Origin of the sequence: Sinorhizobium alkalisoli, assembly GCF_008932245.1 — a bacterium.
In the GTDB taxonomy this organism is placed as follows: Bacteria; Pseudomonadota; Alphaproteobacteria; order Rhizobiales; family Rhizobiaceae; genus Sinorhizobium; species Sinorhizobium alkalisoli.
The window spans coordinates 2,055,651-2,069,962 of the sequence record NZ_CP034909.1 but is presented as its reverse complement, the minus strand read 5'-3'; the positions used below and the strand labels follow the sequence as shown (position 1 = coordinate 2,069,962).

Here is a 14,312-nt window from a genome sequence, read left to right as displayed (position 1 = left end):
AATGCAGATCACCGGCATGTTGTACGGCTCCAAATTGCTCAAGCACGTCGAGTTTCCGACGTCGGAGGTGCTTGGTCCAGGAGCGACGGAGGACGAGATCCAGGCGCTGATCGCCCGCCACAAGCTCATCTTCATCAAGCCCCTGTTCAAGGGCGGCATCGGCAAGAAGGGCAAATCGGGCCTGATCGGCAAGGCGACCGATCTGAAGACCGCACTTGCCGAGAAGGAGCGCCTCTATTTCGTCGAGCACCGCCACGAAAATGCGGTGGCGAAGGCGAACGGCGTCACCTTCGAGGGCGGCGTGCCGGCCGATCACGAGATCTACTTTTCCATCACCGACTCGACCGAGTTCCGGGCTCCGACGATGACGCTGACCCATAGGGGCGGCGTTGACATCGAAGACGTCGACGCCGGGTGCGTCGCGCAGGTGCCGTTCGAGGCGTTGACAGGCCTCAAGGCCTTCGTGGTCGCCAATGCGCTCTCCGATATCGGCGCGCCAAAGGAGGTCATCTCGCCGCTGGTCCAGTACCTGCCGAGACTTTGGGAACTCATGCACCACTACGGCATGACCACGCTCGAGCTCAATCCGATCCGCATGCGACCCGGGCGGGAGGGGCGGCTGACACCGGTCGCCTGCGATTTCAAATGCGGGTTCGATCGTGACGACCCGCGTTGGCAGCGCCTCGGCCTGCCGGACCATCTGTTCACCGCCGACACTTCGGAGTTCGAGCAGGAGGTCAACCAGTTGCGCACGCATCAGGGCCAATCCGACGTCTTCGTCATCAACGACAAGGGCACGATTCTGGCGCCGACATTTGGCGGCGGCGCCAACTCGCTGGTCACCGAGGTGCTGGGCGAGGCGGCGATCATCTCCTCGGATTTCGGGGGCAATCCGCCCTATGAGAAAATGAAGGAGGTGGCGCGCATCTGCTACAAGCACTGGCTGCGCCAGGCGAACGTGCTTTTCATCATCGGCGGCAAGTCGAACAATACCGACATCCACGAGACCTTTCGCGCCATGGGCGACGCGCTGCGCGAGCATTTCAGCGAGTACGGGCCGACGCCCCTGTTCGTAGTTGTCGGCCGCGGCGGCCCGAACCTCGTGCGGGGTATGGGCGCGCTCGCCGAGACCTGCGATTCCCTGAACCTTCCCTACCGCTTCTTCGGCTTCGACAGTGCCATCTCGGAGGTCGTGAACTACGCCAAGAAGGTCGATACCTGGATGAAGGCGGGCGGCCGGGTCGAGATCGGTCAATTGCTCGGCATAAAATCCCCTGTTTAAGTTCCTGCGCTGAGGTCTCTCCATGCACAAGACGGGCATCAAAGGATTTCCCTACTATCTCGGCCTCGACTCACTCGACGAGGTGGCCACACGAACCGATCGCGTTTGTGTGCTCAATATCCTCGGCGGCGAGTCGCGCCAGGTGACCCCCGTGAGCCACGCCTTCTCGGGGGGCAACGTGGTGTTCGGCACCTCGCCGGGGCGCCGAGGTCAAAGGTTGGCAACGCCGGTCGGCGACATCCCCGTCTACAACAACGTGCGCGAGGGGCTTTCCGACGGCCTCGCCTTCAATACCGGCGTAGTCTATCTGCCGCCGTCAGGCGTGCGCGACGGTGTCGCAGAACTGATCCGCGTCAATCCCGACCTCCGCAAAATCGTCATGATCACCGAGAAGATTTCGGTGCACGACGCGCGTGAGATCCGCGCTCTCGGACAGGCAAACGGGATCGACATCATCGGCGGCAACTGTCTCGGTGTCGCCGACTCCTGGAACCGCGTGCGGATTGGCGGCGCGCTCGGCGGCGATCATCCCGACGAGGTCCTGCTCAAGGGATCGATCGCGATCTTCTCGAACTCGGGCGGCTTCACCACGACGATCGCCCAGTATCTCGGCACCGAGGGGTGGGGCACGACCACTCTCATCTCGTCGGGCAAGGACGTATACATCCACTATGCCGCGCGCGATTTTGCCCATGCGCTCAAGAACGATGCCCGCAGCAAGGCGGCCGTGCTCTACGCGGAGCCCGGCGGCTACTACGAGCACGACGTCGACTTCGGCAAACCGGTCGTCGCCTGCGTCGTCGGACGCTGGAAGTCGAAGCTGACCCGTGCCGTGGGCCATGCCGGCGCGCTTGCCGGTTCCGGCGACCGAGCGGAGGAAAAGGAGCGCTGGTTCATGGAGGCCTTCGGCGTCGACGCGCTGTTTACGCCGGAATACCCTGTCGTCTCCGCCAGGGGCGCCGTTGTCACGAATATCGCCCACATCCCGGCAGCTCTTAGCGCAGTCATGCGCCTCCACGGCGAGGCGCCGGACTTTGCGCCCCGCGGCAACCTCGCGCTCAAGCCTTGGATCGCCAACGACCAGGGGCTCGATCTTCCGGTCGAACTGGACCTTCCGACGGTCGAGGCGGTCTCTCCTTATGACGAACAGATCAAGGGGCTCCGCAGTCAGGTCGGCGCCGTGATCCCGCGCCAGAACATGAAGGACAAGTCCGGGGCTACCGTGATGGACCCGAGGACGCAGGTCACGAGTGTGCACGGCTATTCGGTGCTCGATCTCGCGCTCCAGCCGCTCGAAGCGAATTTCGCACTCCCGCTTGTGCATGAGATCGCGACCGAGAACGATCGGGCCATGCTCGACATTGCGGTCGCCGCCGAAATAAACCTCGTCGGCGATCCCGCGCTGGCAGCGGCCGATGCCGCGCGGGATGCAGGCAATTCACCGAACACGGTCATGGCGGCGGCAACTGCCATCATCGGTCCGAAGCGTGTCGAACGCACACTCGCCTGCAGCGCACGGCTCATCGATCTGTTTGCGCATTCCGGCCTTTTGGACGGTCGCGACGAAAGTTTCGACATCGGTGTCATCGCGGTCGACGATGAGACCCGCGCACTCTTTCTCGCAACCGAAGCCGAAGCGAACGATCCTCGGCCGGAGGCCATGCTCAAAGCGGTCCATGAGCGGGGCGGCCGCTCGGTCTTCCTGAAATTGCTTGAGTCCCTTGGCGGCCGCCTGTCGCGGGATGCGATCCTGGCGGCGATATCGACCACCATCGCCTGGGGGCCGTTGATGCGCAAACGGATTTCCCGGCTGACGGCGGAGACGCTGCCCTGGTATCTGAGACTCTACGGCGTGATGATCGGCGCCTCGATCCCCGGCCGGGATCACCGACGCGGTAGTCTTTGCGGAATCCCGCGCGACGAGCGCTTCGGCCGCTGGACGATGGCCGAGTTCCTGTTCCTGGCCCTCACCGGCAAGAAGCCGACCGAGGATGAAGTGCGGCCCTTGCAGATCTTGACAGGTCTCCTGATCTCGAACGGTCCGGGTTCGATCACTGCGCAGGGTGCCAAAGGCGCGGTCGCCGCAGATGGTCCGCAGACCCCGGATCGGGTGCAGATCAACAAGGCGATGGTCGGTTTCCTGAGCCACAGCGGCTACAGTCATGGTGGCAACGGCTTCGAAGGCATGGCTTTCCTCATCGAGCAGTTCAGGGGCGTGGACCTGAAGGATCCGGCGGATCCCGGCCATGGCCTTGACCTGAAGGCTATGGCGCTGGCCTTCGCGGAAAAATACAAGCATGACAAGCGCCATGCGAAGGAGGCGGGATCTGACGGGCCTCGCGCCCTGCCGGGAGTCCATCATCCGATCTTCAGGGGCAAGCCGGTCAATTACGATCCCCGCGAGCAGTTCATCGCGGAGTATTTGTCCGCGCGGGGCGACTATAACGTCTTCCACGCCTTCTACCGAGCGCTGGTGCAGGCCCTCTACGAGACAGGTGCCTCGCGCTACGTGTTCTGCGTCAACATCGACGCTGTGATCGCGGCACTGCTGCTGGCGATCCTCTGGAAGGATTACCGATCGGGGGCTCTGAGCGAACGGGACCTGGAGACCGCCGCGTTCAACGTGTTCCTCTACGGTCGGATGATCGGTGCCGCCGCCGAGATCGACGACCATCTCAATCGTGGACGCAACATGGACACGCGGACGCCCCAGGAACTGTGCGCATTCGTGGTTTGAAGTACCGATAGGCTAAGCCGACTTTCGTGGGATTTCACATAACTGTCTGCCAACCCTAGCCGCCGTTGTAATTCAGCTTCGGATACCAGTCGGCGCCACGGCCTTCGGGCGTGGTGTCGAGCAGGGTCCATAGCGGGTCAAGATCCGGTGCGCCGCGCGGGTCCTGCCCAGGGTCGGCCATCTCGCCGCCGATTTCGCCGCTCCAGAAATGTCGGATTTTCCCGTCTCTGCGGGTGAAGACGGTGTAGCCGGGAACGTCTGCATCCTCGGCGCTCACATAGTCACGGGTAAAGCTGCCGTCGCCGTCGGAATAGACCTTGAGCTGCGTCCATCCGCGCGCCTTCTTGGCCTCGACCAGACGTTCGATCGGCGAGCGGGCGACCATGGCGAGGGCTGCGCGCTGCTCGATGTCCGGCACCTTGCCTTCCAACGAAGCCATGAATGAGGTGCACATCGGGCAGGGCCGTTCGCGCTGCGGTCCGAACATGTAGCTGTAGATGATCAGCGTCGCCTTGTCGCCGAAGAGATCGGCAATCGTCACCGGTCCGTTCTCGCCTTGGAAGCGGTAGGCCTTCGTCACTTCTCCGCCAGCAGGCAATTGCCGGCGCAGTTCTGCCACCCGCTCGATGTGGCGTCTGAGCTCGATTTCCTCGGCCAGCAGCGCATTGCGCGCCTGCCGGTACTCGGCAGTCTCGTTTGGAAATTGGGCGCGGTTCATGGCGGCCAGCTCGCTTGCGGGGGTCAATGCCTGCATGATTGCTCTCCTCTGGCACATCGGCGCGAAAAATCGTACCCGATTTTCGGAAAGCGCGATGCGCGGTTTCAAAGAATTACAGCGACCTTTGCGCGTCTGAAAAGACGCGCGGCGCTGAAAGGCAGGATCGTCCGATCGAAGTCTTCACATACATTAAGGTTGATATCAACGCAATTGCCTTTTGTCAAAAGGCGAATCCCGCAAGCGGAACACCGATGGCGATTCCGGTTCGGAAAAATCTGCGGTAGAAGGCTGTTGACAGGTTCCGACCCCAATCCAGGTTTGCCCCGTATCCGGGGTGCTTCAGCAAAGGTTGCGTCATGCCCGCCAAACTCTCCGTCAATCTCAATGCCGTCGCCATGCTGCGCAACCGGCGTGATCTTCCCTGGCCGTCCGTGACCGGCCTCGGCCGCATTGCCCTTGCGGCGGGGGCGAGCGGGCTCACCGTTCACCCGCGTCCCGACCAGCGCCACATCCGCTTCTCCGATCTCCAGCCGATCCGCGACCTGATCGACGACGAATTCCCGGAGGCTGAGTTCAACATGGAGGGCTATCCGAACGAGAGCTTCCTGGAACTCGTCGAGCGGCATGAGCCGGAGCAGGTAACGCTGGTGCCGGACGATCCGGCGCAGGCGACCTCCGACCACGGCTGGGATTTCCGCAAGAACCACAATCTGCTCGGCAATGTCGTCGCCCGGCTCAAGAAGAAGGGCTTTCGCGTCTCTGTCTTTTCCGATGGCGATCCGGACCCGGAAGCTTTGAGGATCGCCAGGGAAACCGGGGCGGACCGGATCGAGCTCTATACCGGGCCTTATGGCGGCTGCTACGACGATCCGGAAAAGGCCGAGCGAATCGCCGTTGAGCTCGGCCGCACGGCGGAGATCGCCCTTGAACTCGGTCTTGGCGTCAATGCCGGCCACGACCTGACGGTCGCGAACCTGCCGCTGCTCGTCGCCCACATTCCCGCGCTTGCCGAGGTTTCGATCGGCCACGGGCTGACGGCCGACGCGCTGGAATACGGCATGGCCGAAACCGTGCGCCGCTTCCGCCGCGCCTGCGGGGAGGCCGTTTGATCCGCTGACTATCGCCTTGCGGTGCTAACTTATCCATGCAATATCCATACATTATCGAAACCGGGGCTTGGCAATGGAGACGGAACTCACCGATCTTTCCTGGCTGCCGGCGCTGTCGCAGGCGAGCGGACCGCTCTATCTGGCAATTGCGGACGCGATCGCCAGCGACATTGCGGCCGGCAAGCTCAAGGACGGGGTTCGCTTGCCGCCGCATCGGGCGCTTGCGAAGGCGCTCGGCATCGACTTCACCACCGTCAGTCGTGCCTATAACGAAGCGCGCCGCCGCGGCCTGATCGAGGGCCGGGTCGGGCAGGGCACTTATGTGCGGGCCCGGGCCGGGCGCAGCAGCAGCGTGCCCGGCGGCCTCGTCGATATGAGCATGAACCTGCCGCCGCTCTTCGATGAACCGGCCATTGCGGAACGAATGTGGCGAGACATTGCCGCGCTGCAGGGCGACCAGGGCTTGAACCTGCTGATGCGCTATCAGGCGGTCGGCGGCGCCATGCGAGACCGGGCCGCCGGCGCCGGGTGGCTGAAGCCGCGGCTCGTTGAAGTGGCGGCCGAGCGCGTGCTGGTTTGTCCCGGAGCGCAAGGCGCGTTGCTGGCGATCGTCAGCGTGCTCGCCTCCAAGGGCGACAGGATCTGTGCCGAGGCGCTGACCTATCCTGGCCTGCGCTCGCTGGCAGCCCATCTCGGCATTCATGTCGCCGCCGTCGCGATGGACGAGCATGGCCTCTTGCCGGAGGCTTTCGAGGCGGTGTGCCTCGAACATCGGCCGAAGGCGCTTTACTGTAACCCCACGCTGCACAACCCGACGACGGCGACATTGCCGTTGAAGCGGCGCGAGGCCGTCGTGGCGATCGCCCGTCGGCACGGCGTTCCTATCATCGAGGACGACGCCTATGGTGCGCTGCCGACGGAGCCCGTGCCGCCGCTTGCCGCACTTGCCCCCGATCTCGTCTATCACGTGGCCGGGCTCGCCAAATGCCTCTCGCCGGCGCTGCGGATAGCCTATCTCGTCGTGCCGGAGACGATCTCCACCGTTCGGCTGGAGGGCGCGGTGCGGGCCACGGCCGGCATGGCCTCGCCCCTTTCGGCGGCGATTGCCACGCGCTGGATCGAGAGCGGCGTGGCTGAAGACGTTTTGACGGCCATTCGACGCGAGACGCGACTGCGTCAGCAGATCGCGGCCGGGACCTTTGCCGGCGCGGAATATCTTTCCGACGGCGAGGGTTTCCATCTTTGGCTGAAGCTGCCGCCTGCCTGGACGCGCGGCGAATTCACGGCGCGGCTGCGGACGGGCGGCGTAGGGGTCGTCGCAAGCGATGTCTTTGCCGTTTCAAAACCGCCGGAAGCCGTCCGTGTCGGCCTCGGCGCTGCCGAGACGAGGATCGAGCTGCAGCGCAGCCTCCGCATCATCGCCGATCTTGCCGTTCAGTCCCCTGCGGCTCTCACTCTCGTCGTTTAGAGCAAGTGTGTTCACCACGCGCTCGCGGGCGGAATTGTCGCAGCCCCTCATACATACAATGCTTTGACAATGTATGTTTTGTATGGCTTTCTTGCGGGGAGTTGGCGCGCCAAGGATGGATACGTGGAACGTGGGGTTCCGTCGCGGGTTTGTGAGCTATGCGCTGCCAGATTCTTTGAAAGGAAAAGCGATGTCTTCAACCGAAGAGTGGCCACCCCTGTCGCCGCTGCATACGGGCCCGCGAGGCCGTTGCCCCCGTTGCGGCGAGGGTCACCTGTTCGAGGGGTTCCTAAAGCTCAAGCGCGAGTGCGAAGTCTGCGGTCTGGATTATTCCTTTGCCGATCCGGCGGACGGCCCGGCCTTCTTCGTCATCTGCTTCGCTTGCGTCCCGAGCGTCTTCCTCGGCGTTTGGCTGGAGGTGCAATACAGCGCGCCGCTTTGGGTGCACCTGCTGGTGACCGGCCCCTTCATGTTGCTGACCTGCATTCCGCCGCTCCGGCCGCTCAAGGGCTGGTTGGTTGCGAGCCAGTTCTTTTACAAGGCCGAGGAAGGCAAGGTCGCGCGGAAAGCAGCCGCACCTTCGTCTGAGCGAACGAATATCGGCGCAGTGCGGTGATTTGAAGTAAGATCATGCGGAGGTGGCAGAGGGCATTCCGCATGAGCGAATTGATCTCTATCCTGACCTGTCCAGCCTGCGGGCATCGATCGGCCGAGACCATGCCGACGGATGCCTGCCTGCATTTTTACACCTGCAAGCACTGCGGCCTGCTGCTCCGGCCGAAACAGGGGGATTGTTGCGTATTCTGTTCCTACGGTTCCCTGCCGTGCCCGCCGATACAGGACGAGCGAGCGCGCCGGCACTCGCCTAATTGCCGGCCGTAGGCCGCTTTACTTTCCCGATCCTTCTACGGCGCCGCGCGTCTAATTAGACGCGCAAAGGTCGCTGTAGCACTTTGAACTGCTGCATGTCTTTGTCCTTAAATCGAGGTCGATTAAAGGAGACATGCAGTAGCGGCTACCAGCGGGCGACGCGGTGCGCGCAAACCGCGCCGAGCAGCGTCAACATGGCGATTGCGATTGTATACCAGGTGGCCACGAACAGGGGTGAATCGTCGGTGCAATGGGCGGCATAGAAGGTCGCGGCGATACCGCCGGCCGTCAATCCGGCCATGGCACCCGCCAGTCTCGGACGGGACGGGGCGCCGTGGCGCAGGGCGATGAGCATGAGGGCCAGCGGCCCGAGGCCGATCAGCGGGATGAAGGTCAGGCAGACGAAAGCGTTGGTTCCGACGAGCCTCGCGGACCAGGTGCCGGGCGGTAGGACTGCGAGCTCGGCACCGACGGCCGCCAACAGCAGCGCCGGCGCGATGGCGAGACCGGGCAGCAATCCGCGTCTGCCCGTTTCCGGTCGGGACTGGGCGCGCAGGAGAGAAAAAGCGCTTGCCGCAAGCGCGGTCGTCACGACGAATTTGAAGAGGAAGCGAACCGTTTCCGCTGCGCTGGCGATATCCGTTCGCGGGCCGAGCAGGAGGAAGAAGACGATCGCGGCCGTGGCGACGGCAGTCCAGGCAGCCAAGGACCAGGCGAGTGCCATCGGCACGCCGCTCCGCCGGGCATCTGCCGCAAGTACCTTGATAAGCTCCTGTGTTTCCATCAGTCGCGTCCAAATCTCTTGGCAATGGCGGCAAGGCCGCGATGGAGCGCGACGCGAACTGCCGTTTCCTTCATGTCGAGGCTTCTTGCCGCCTCGGCTATCGTGCGCCCCTCAAGCGAAATTGCCGTCACCACCGAGCGCTGGCCGGGCGACAGCGTCTCGAGTGCCCGGTCGATCTCCCAGCTCATTGCGGTCTCGCTTTCCTCGGCCGCAAGCTGACCTTCCAACTCGCCGATTTCGATCCATGAGTGCCGCCCCATCCGCCTGAGGGCGTCGACGAGCTTGTGCCTGGCAACCGCATAGAGCCACGGCATCACGGGGCCATCGCTCCGCCAGGTGTGGCGCTTGATATGGATCGCCAGCAAGGTTTCCTGGACGATGTCTTCCGGATCCAGGCCGCCGAAGGTCGTCCGCCGTCGGGCCCAGGCGCGGACGAGCTCCGCAGCCTGCTCAAGGAAATCGCCATAGGCCCGCTCGTCGCCGTCGAGGGCGAGGCGGAAAAGTCCGGCGAGATCCTTGTCGTCCACCTTCTTCCTCCCAATTCGCTGGCTTTCGCCGATTGTTACATCGCCGCCCCAATTTTCCGCGTATTGCGCGGGAAGGGCAATGTCTACCGCATGTCTTTGTCCCGTGCTCCACTTTGGAACGAGCGCTACAGCAAATTTTGGCGAAGACCCGGTTCTTTGCGAAGACTGGCGGTCCCGGTGTCATGCGGCGGCCGATCACGCTTGCGGGCCTAGCTGGAGTCAAGGCACGTAGCGGTGAATTCCTGCGAATTCGCGCTCACGAATGTGTGTAGACGGGCACATGTAACATCATCCGCATCGGCGACGAATGAGGCTTTGCGTGGCCCCGAAAGCGAGGCGCCACAACCATCAACAGGAGAGTCTCATGTCTGTGAAATCCTCGATCAACTCGGCAATGCTGGCCGGCGCCGTTGCGGCCGCCGTGTCATCCTTTGCTGTCGCCGCGCCGCTGTCGCAAGCCGAAGTCAAGGCGGCCATGGATGCCGGCAAGGAGAAATGCTACGGCGTGGCGCTGGCGGGGCAGAATGACTGCGCAGCCGGCCCGGGCACGACCTGCCAAGCCACCTCGACCGTCGATTACCAGGGCAATGCCTGGAAATTCGTCGATGGCGGCACCTGCACGACGATGGAACTGCCGGGCGGCCGCATGGGCTCGATGGAGCCGCTTTCGCGCGACGTTCCGTCTTAAGCCGCAACCGCTGGAGCGGGATGCGCATGCGTTCGCGTCACCGCTCTAGCACTTTGAATTGCTGCATGTCTTTGTCCCTAAATCGAGGTCGATGACAGGAAACACGCAGTAGACCCGGAAAGTGGAGGCATCGATGCCCGAATTGGCAATTCACCCGGATCGCGGCGCGTCGGCCGGCCTTCGCTTTCCGGCTCACGCGATCGACGGCCTGGCCGGCACCAGCTTCAAGCACCAGCACCTGCCGTCCATCCTTGCGGACGAAGAGCAGGATCGCGGGTTCTTCGAGGTACATGCCGAAAACTACATGGGCGCGGGCGGCCCGCCGCATGCGGCGCTTCTCCGCATCCGCGAGGACCATCCCGTCTCGCTCCACGGCGTCGCGATGTCTATCGGCGGTCCGCAGCCGCTGGACAAGGCCCATCTCGCCCGCTTTGCGGCGCTTGTCGAACGATACGAGCCGCAACTCGTCTCCGAGCATCTCGCCTGGTCGACTCACAGCACGGCCTATTACAACGACCTCTTGCCGCTGCCCTATACGGAGGCCACCTTGCGGCGCGTCTCGGAGCATATCGACGAGGTCCAGGAGGCGATCGGACGGCGGCTCCTCATCGAAAATCCCTCGACCTACCTCCTGTTCAAGGAATCGACGATGAGCGAGACCGCCTTCATCCGCGAGATCGTCAGGCGCACCGGCTGCGGCCTGCTGCTCGACGTCAACAATGTCTTCGTCTCGGCGACCAATCACGGTTTTTCCGCTCTCGACTATCTTTCGGACTATCCGCTCGAAGATGTCGGCGAGATCCACCTCGCCGGACACGCGGAGCAGCAGGACGACGAGGGCGACCTTCTTTTGATCGACAGCCACGACGGCCCGGTCGCCGATGCGGTGTGGAGGCTCTTCGACATCGTCATCGGCCGCTGCGGCCCGATCCCGACGCTCATCGAATGGGATAGCGCCATTCCCGACTGGCCGGTTTTGAAGGCCGAGGCGAAGGCGGCGCAGTCGATCCTCGACCGGCATGCGGCGAGCTTCGGACAGGAGAAGATGCATGCGCTCGGTTAGCTTATCGTCGCCCGAACCCGCCTGCGGCCGCTATGCGGAGGGCTTAACGTCCGGACTGCTCGATCCTTCTTGCGCGACGCCCGGCTTCGTCGCCGGCCCGAACGGCAAAGCGGCCGACAGACGCTTCAATGTCTATCGCAACAATGTGACCGTCAGTCTCATGAACGCGCTCGCGGACATATATCCGGCGACCCTGCGCATCACGGGAGAGGCGTTCTTTCGCGCCATGGCGCGGTTCCACGTTCGCGAGACGCCGCCGACATCGCCGCTTCTCTTCGAATACGGCCGGGATTTTCCCGATTTCATCGAACGTTACGAATATGCGCAATCCATGCCGTGGCTGGCGGATGTGGCGCGGATCGAGCGGGCCTGGCTCGACGCCTATCACGCGGCGGACGGTGCCGTGCTGTCGCCGGCCGAGCTTGCCGCGGTGCCGCCGGACCGGCTTGGGGACCTCGTCTTCGAAGCGCATCCGGCGACGCGCATCGTGCGCTCCGCCTATCCGGCGGTGACGATCTTTTCGGTGAACCGGGCCAGTGGGCCGGTTGGACGGATCGAAACGACGGCCGCGGAGAGCGCTCTGGTGACGCGGCCGGCGCTCGACGTGGAGGTGCGCCGTCTTGCGCCGGGCGCCGACCGGTTTCTCGGCGGCCTGGTCGCGGGGGAGACGATGGAGCGTGCGGCCTCCGCGGCAGGCGCGGTAAACGCGGATTTCGATCCCGCGGCCGCCATCCGCACGATGCTCGAGGCGGGCGCCTTCGCGGCGATCCGCCATGGAGGATGAGATGCTGACATCCATACGAAAGCTCTTCGATAACCCCGAGGCCGGAGGGTGGGCCGGCTGGCTCGGCCGCATCGATGGTCTCGTTGCCGCCCTGGCGCCCGCATCCCTTGCCCAGCTTGCCTTGCGCTTCGGCCTGGCCGTCCCCTTCTGGCGCTCCGGAATGAGCAAGTGGGATGGCTTCCTGCAACTGAACGATACTGCCGTTCTTCTCTTCACATCGGAGTTCAAACTGCATCTGCCGGGCGGGCCCTATGACTATCCGGCGCCGGCCATGATGGCATTCGTGGTCGCCTGCGCCGAGGTGCTGCTGCCGACCCTGCTGGTGCTGGGACTTGCAACCCGACTTGCCGCGCTCGGACTGCTGGCGATGACCATCGTCATTCAGCTCACCGTGCCGGATGGATGGCCGATTCACCTGACCTGGGCGGCGATGGCGCTTGCCATCGTCACCTGGGGAGCCGGGAAGTTGTCGGCGGATGGGTGGCTCGGCGCGAGAGCGGGAAAGGCGTGAGCAGATTTTTGCCCTTCATCCGGCGTGCCCGTCCTCCACCACCACGCACTACCCCGGGTTCCCTTGGTCGAGGTTGTGTTGCCATGCGATGGCATCTTCCAGGCGATCGTGACCCCAGAACAGTTCGCCGTCGGCGACGAAGGAAGGCGAGCCGAAGATGCCGATCTCTCTCGCTTCATTGGTCGCGGCATCCAGCGTCGCAATTCCGGCTTCCGAGTTTGCCAGTCCCAGCACGCGAGCCGGGTCCTGGCCCGCTTCCCTGATGCTCGCCGAGAGGTTCGGTTCGCCGCCGGCCGGCTCGCGGTCGACGAACCAGTGCCGGTAGCTGGCGATCGCATAGGCGGGGCACCAGCCTTCGCCGGCGGCGAGCGCGGCCACGCGGTTCGCCCGTTCGAATTCGGCGAGCGGATAGGGGATCGGCAAGCGGACGGTCAGGCCGAATCTCGCCGCCTGTCTTTCGATGTCGCGCCACATGTAGGTGGCCTTCAGCGGCCTGTCGGCGAAAGGAGCATCGTTCGCCTCGACCTGGATTGCGCGAGCGTCGAAGGCGCGCCAACGAACCTCGACCGCCGCCCTTTCGGCGATCTCGGATAGCCGCATCACGGCCAGAAAGGTGTAGGGACTTCCTATCGAAAACCAGAAATCGAGCGGTGCCGGCATCGTCCTTCCTCCCGTCTCGCGAAACCAAGCAATAGCGAGCATAACGGTGCGCTGAGGCGAGAGGGTGGCGGGGGTGGGCTCTTCGGCGTCAAAGTCGGGTAAGCGACAGGCCCGGCAGATCCGGCCGGGCCCATCCTCGTTGCATGGTCAGGTCATTGCGCCAGTGCGGCCTTGTTCGCCTCGAGGAAGGCGGAGAGGCCGAGCGGGGCCTTGCCGGTGAGGGTGGCGACATCGTCGGTGACGACATCGAAATGGCCCTCGCGGGTGTTGGCGTCGAAGGAGACCAGAATGGGGACGAGGAAGTCCGGCAGGCCGGCGCCCTTCAGGCCGCCCGCCAGCGCTTCGTCGGAAATCTGGACCACATCCAGCTTCCTGCCCGTCGCCGCGGCGGCGAGAGCGGCGATCTCTTCCGTGGTGCGGGCCCCAGAGCCGGTCAGCGTGTAGGTGCGGCTTTCGCTCGATCCCGCTTCCAGTGCGGCAGCCGCGGCCCTGGCGAGATCGGCGCGGGCGACGTGCGAGATGCGGCCGTTGCCGGCGGACGAGAACCATTGCCCGCTTGCGAGCGCATGCGGCAGCGCCAGGAACAGGTTTTCCATGTACCAGGCATTGCGCAGGATCGTGTGGGGGATGCCGGTCGCCCTGATGGCGTTTTCGGTGCCGAGATGATCGGCGGCAAAGGGGATCACCGATTGGTCCGGGTTCGGCATGGAGGTATAGAGGATGTGCTTGACGCCTGCCTTCTTCGCGGCTGCGACGGCGGCGAGGTGCTGCTTCAGCCGCTTGCCAGGCTGGTCCAGCACGTCGGTCGAGACGATCAGGATGCGGTCGGCGCCGGCAAAGGCCGTGTCGAGCGAGGCGGGATCGTCGAAGTCGGCGCTGCGCGTCTCCACGCCCCGCGCGGCGTAATCGGCTAGCTTGGCCGCGTCGCGGCTGGTGGCGATGATATTGGCGGGATTCGTCTTGCCGGCGGCAAGGAGCGCATCGAGCACAAGCCTGCCGAACTGACCTGCTGCACCGGTCACGAGCAATGTTTCAGCCATGGTCTACCTTTCCGTTTCTCTCCAGCCGCGTCTATGGGCTCATGACGAATGCTGGTCTCTTTTTGAGAGTT

At 64.1% G+C, this 14,312-nt stretch carries 15 protein-coding genes; 10 read left to right on the top strand and 5 right to left on the bottom strand.

Annotated features, from left to right (window positions below; genetic code table 11):
- Nucleotide 1: 1 nt before the first annotated feature.
- Nucleotides 2-1,282 carry an ATP citrate lyase citrate-binding domain-containing protein gene (locus tag EKH55_RS10140; RefSeq protein WP_151611461.1) on the top strand — a complete coding sequence of 427 codons (1,281 nt, stop codon included), beginning with the start codon at nucleotides 2-4 and terminating at the stop codon, nucleotides 1,280-1,282.
- Between the two features lie 22 nt (nucleotides 1,283-1,304).
- Nucleotides 1,305-4,019 carry a CoA-binding protein gene (locus EKH55_RS10135; protein WP_151611460.1) on the top strand — a complete coding sequence of 905 codons (2,715 nt, stop codon included), beginning with the start codon at nucleotides 1,305-1,307 and terminating at the stop codon, nucleotides 4,017-4,019.
- 55 nt (nucleotides 4,020-4,074) lie between these two features.
- Here the strand turns inward: EKH55_RS10135 and EKH55_RS10130 are convergent, their stop codons facing one another.
- Complete coding sequence (locus EKH55_RS10130) at nucleotides 4,075-4,773, bottom strand: DUF899 family protein (protein WP_151611459.1); 699 nt, start codon at nucleotides 4,771-4,773, stop codon at nucleotides 4,075-4,077.
- A 320-nt stretch (nucleotides 4,774-5,093) separates the two neighbouring features.
- Between EKH55_RS10130 and EKH55_RS10120 the strand changes: the two genes are divergently transcribed.
- The 4 genes from EKH55_RS10120 to EKH55_RS29735 all read left to right on the top strand — a co-directional run bounded on the left by EKH55_RS10120 (nucleotide 5,094) and on the right by EKH55_RS29735 (nucleotide 8,196).
- Nucleotides 5,094-5,846, top strand: a complete 753-nt coding sequence (locus EKH55_RS10120; RefSeq protein ID WP_151611457.1) for a pyridoxine 5'-phosphate synthase — start codon at nucleotides 5,094-5,096, stop codon at nucleotides 5,844-5,846.
- 73 nt (nucleotides 5,847-5,919) lie between these two features.
- Complete coding sequence (locus tag EKH55_RS10115; protein WP_151611456.1) at nucleotides 5,920-7,314, top strand: aminotransferase-like domain-containing protein; 1,395 nt, start codon at nucleotides 5,920-5,922, stop codon at nucleotides 7,312-7,314.
- A 190-nt stretch (nucleotides 7,315-7,504) separates the two neighbouring features.
- Complete coding sequence (locus EKH55_RS10110; protein ID WP_151611455.1) at nucleotides 7,505-7,930, top strand: DUF983 domain-containing protein; 426 nt, start codon at nucleotides 7,505-7,507, stop codon at nucleotides 7,928-7,930.
- A gap of 41 nt (nucleotides 7,931-7,971) precedes the next feature.
- Complete coding sequence (locus EKH55_RS29735) at nucleotides 7,972-8,196, top strand: GDCCVxC domain-containing (seleno)protein (protein WP_083265489.1); 225 nt, start codon at nucleotides 7,972-7,974, stop codon at nucleotides 8,194-8,196.
- Between the two features lie 133 nt (nucleotides 8,197-8,329).
- Here EKH55_RS29735 and EKH55_RS10100 read toward each other — a convergent pair whose 3' ends face one another.
- Together EKH55_RS10100 and EKH55_RS10095 are read right to left on the bottom strand one after the other, a co-directional pair.
- Nucleotides 8,330-8,968, bottom strand: coding sequence for an NrsF family protein (locus tag EKH55_RS10100; RefSeq protein WP_151611454.1), 639 nt, complete (start codon nucleotides 8,966-8,968; stop codon nucleotides 8,330-8,332).
- Complete coding sequence (locus EKH55_RS10095; RefSeq protein WP_151611453.1) at nucleotides 8,968-9,495, bottom strand: sigma-70 family RNA polymerase sigma factor; 528 nt, start codon at nucleotides 9,493-9,495, stop codon at nucleotides 8,968-8,970. The genes EKH55_RS10100 and EKH55_RS10095 overlap by 1 nt, the downstream gene beginning before the upstream one ends.
- Nucleotides 9,496-9,859: 364 nt before the next feature.
- On the opposite strand from EKH55_RS10095, the gene EKH55_RS10090 reads away from it, so the two are divergent.
- The 4 genes from EKH55_RS10090 to EKH55_RS10075 all read left to right on the top strand — a co-directional run bounded on the left by EKH55_RS10090 (nucleotide 9,860) and on the right by EKH55_RS10075 (nucleotide 12,541).
- Nucleotides 9,860-10,183, top strand: a complete 324-nt coding sequence (locus EKH55_RS10090; protein WP_151611452.1) for a BufA1 family periplasmic bufferin-type metallophore — start codon at nucleotides 9,860-9,862, stop codon at nucleotides 10,181-10,183.
- A gap of 133 nt (nucleotides 10,184-10,316) precedes the next feature.
- Nucleotides 10,317-11,246, top strand: a complete 930-nt coding sequence (bufB, locus tag EKH55_RS10085) for an MNIO family bufferin maturase (RefSeq protein WP_069457290.1) — start codon at nucleotides 10,317-10,319, stop codon at nucleotides 11,244-11,246.
- Entirely contained in the window at nucleotides 11,233-12,030 is a 798-nt protein-coding gene (locus EKH55_RS10080; RefSeq protein WP_151611451.1) for an HvfC/BufC N-terminal domain-containing protein, read from the top strand. Before bufB ends, EKH55_RS10080 begins: the two co-directional genes overlap by 14 nt.
- A gap of 1 nt (nucleotide 12,031) precedes the next feature.
- Nucleotides 12,032-12,541 carry a DoxX family protein gene (locus EKH55_RS10075; RefSeq protein WP_151611450.1) on the top strand — a complete coding sequence of 170 codons (510 nt, stop codon included), beginning with the start codon at nucleotides 12,032-12,034 and terminating at the stop codon, nucleotides 12,539-12,541.
- Between the two features lie 48 nt (nucleotides 12,542-12,589).
- On the opposite strand, the gene EKH55_RS10070 is transcribed toward EKH55_RS10075, so the two are convergent.
- Complete coding sequence (locus EKH55_RS10070) at nucleotides 12,590-13,201, bottom strand: 2-hydroxychromene-2-carboxylate isomerase (protein WP_069457293.1); 612 nt, start codon at nucleotides 13,199-13,201, stop codon at nucleotides 12,590-12,592.
- Nucleotides 13,202-13,353: 152 nt separating this feature from the next.
- Complete coding sequence (locus EKH55_RS10065; RefSeq protein WP_151611449.1) at nucleotides 13,354-14,241, bottom strand: NmrA family NAD(P)-binding protein; 888 nt, start codon at nucleotides 14,239-14,241, stop codon at nucleotides 13,354-13,356.
- Nucleotides 14,242-14,312 lie beyond the last annotated feature (71 nt).

Excerpts from the sequence above, each read along its gene's own strand:
- EKH55_RS10140 (WP_151611461.1), top strand. The coding sequence starts at position 2 with ATGCAGATCACCGGCATGTTGTACGGCTCCAAATTGCTCAAGCACGTC.
- EKH55_RS10135 (WP_151611460.1), top strand. The coding sequence starts at position 1,305 with ATGCACAAGACGGGCATCAAAGGATTTCCCTACTATCTCGGCCTCGAC.
- EKH55_RS10130 (WP_151611459.1), bottom strand. The coding sequence starts at position 4,773 with ATGCAGGCATTGACCCCCGCAAGCGAGCTGGCCGCCATGAACCGCGCC.
- EKH55_RS10120 (WP_151611457.1), top strand. The coding sequence starts at position 5,094 with ATGCCCGCCAAACTCTCCGTCAATCTCAATGCCGTCGCCATGCTGCGC.
- EKH55_RS10115 (WP_151611456.1), top strand. The coding sequence starts at position 5,920 with ATGGAGACGGAACTCACCGATCTTTCCTGGCTGCCGGCGCTGTCGCAG.
- EKH55_RS10110 (WP_151611455.1), top strand. The coding sequence starts at position 7,505 with ATGTCTTCAACCGAAGAGTGGCCACCCCTGTCGCCGCTGCATACGGGC.
- EKH55_RS29735 (WP_083265489.1), top strand. The coding sequence starts at position 7,972 with ATGAGCGAATTGATCTCTATCCTGACCTGTCCAGCCTGCGGGCATCGA.
- EKH55_RS10100 (WP_151611454.1), bottom strand. The coding sequence starts at position 8,968 with ATGGAAACACAGGAGCTTATCAAGGTACTTGCGGCAGATGCCCGGCGG.
- EKH55_RS10090 (WP_151611452.1), top strand. The coding sequence starts at position 9,860 with ATGTCTGTGAAATCCTCGATCAACTCGGCAATGCTGGCCGGCGCCGTT.
- bufB (WP_069457290.1), top strand. The coding sequence starts at position 10,317 with ATGCCCGAATTGGCAATTCACCCGGATCGCGGCGCGTCGGCCGGCCTT.
- EKH55_RS10080 (WP_151611451.1), top strand. The coding sequence starts at position 11,233 with ATGCGCTCGGTTAGCTTATCGTCGCCCGAACCCGCCTGCGGCCGCTAT.
- EKH55_RS10075 (WP_151611450.1), top strand. The coding sequence starts at position 12,032 with ATGCTGACATCCATACGAAAGCTCTTCGATAACCCCGAGGCCGGAGGG.
- EKH55_RS10070 (WP_069457293.1), bottom strand. The coding sequence starts at position 13,201 with ATGCCGGCACCGCTCGATTTCTGGTTTTCGATAGGAAGTCCCTACACC.
- EKH55_RS10065 (WP_151611449.1), bottom strand. The coding sequence starts at position 14,241 with ATGGCTGAAACATTGCTCGTGACCGGTGCAGCAGGTCAGTTCGGCAGG.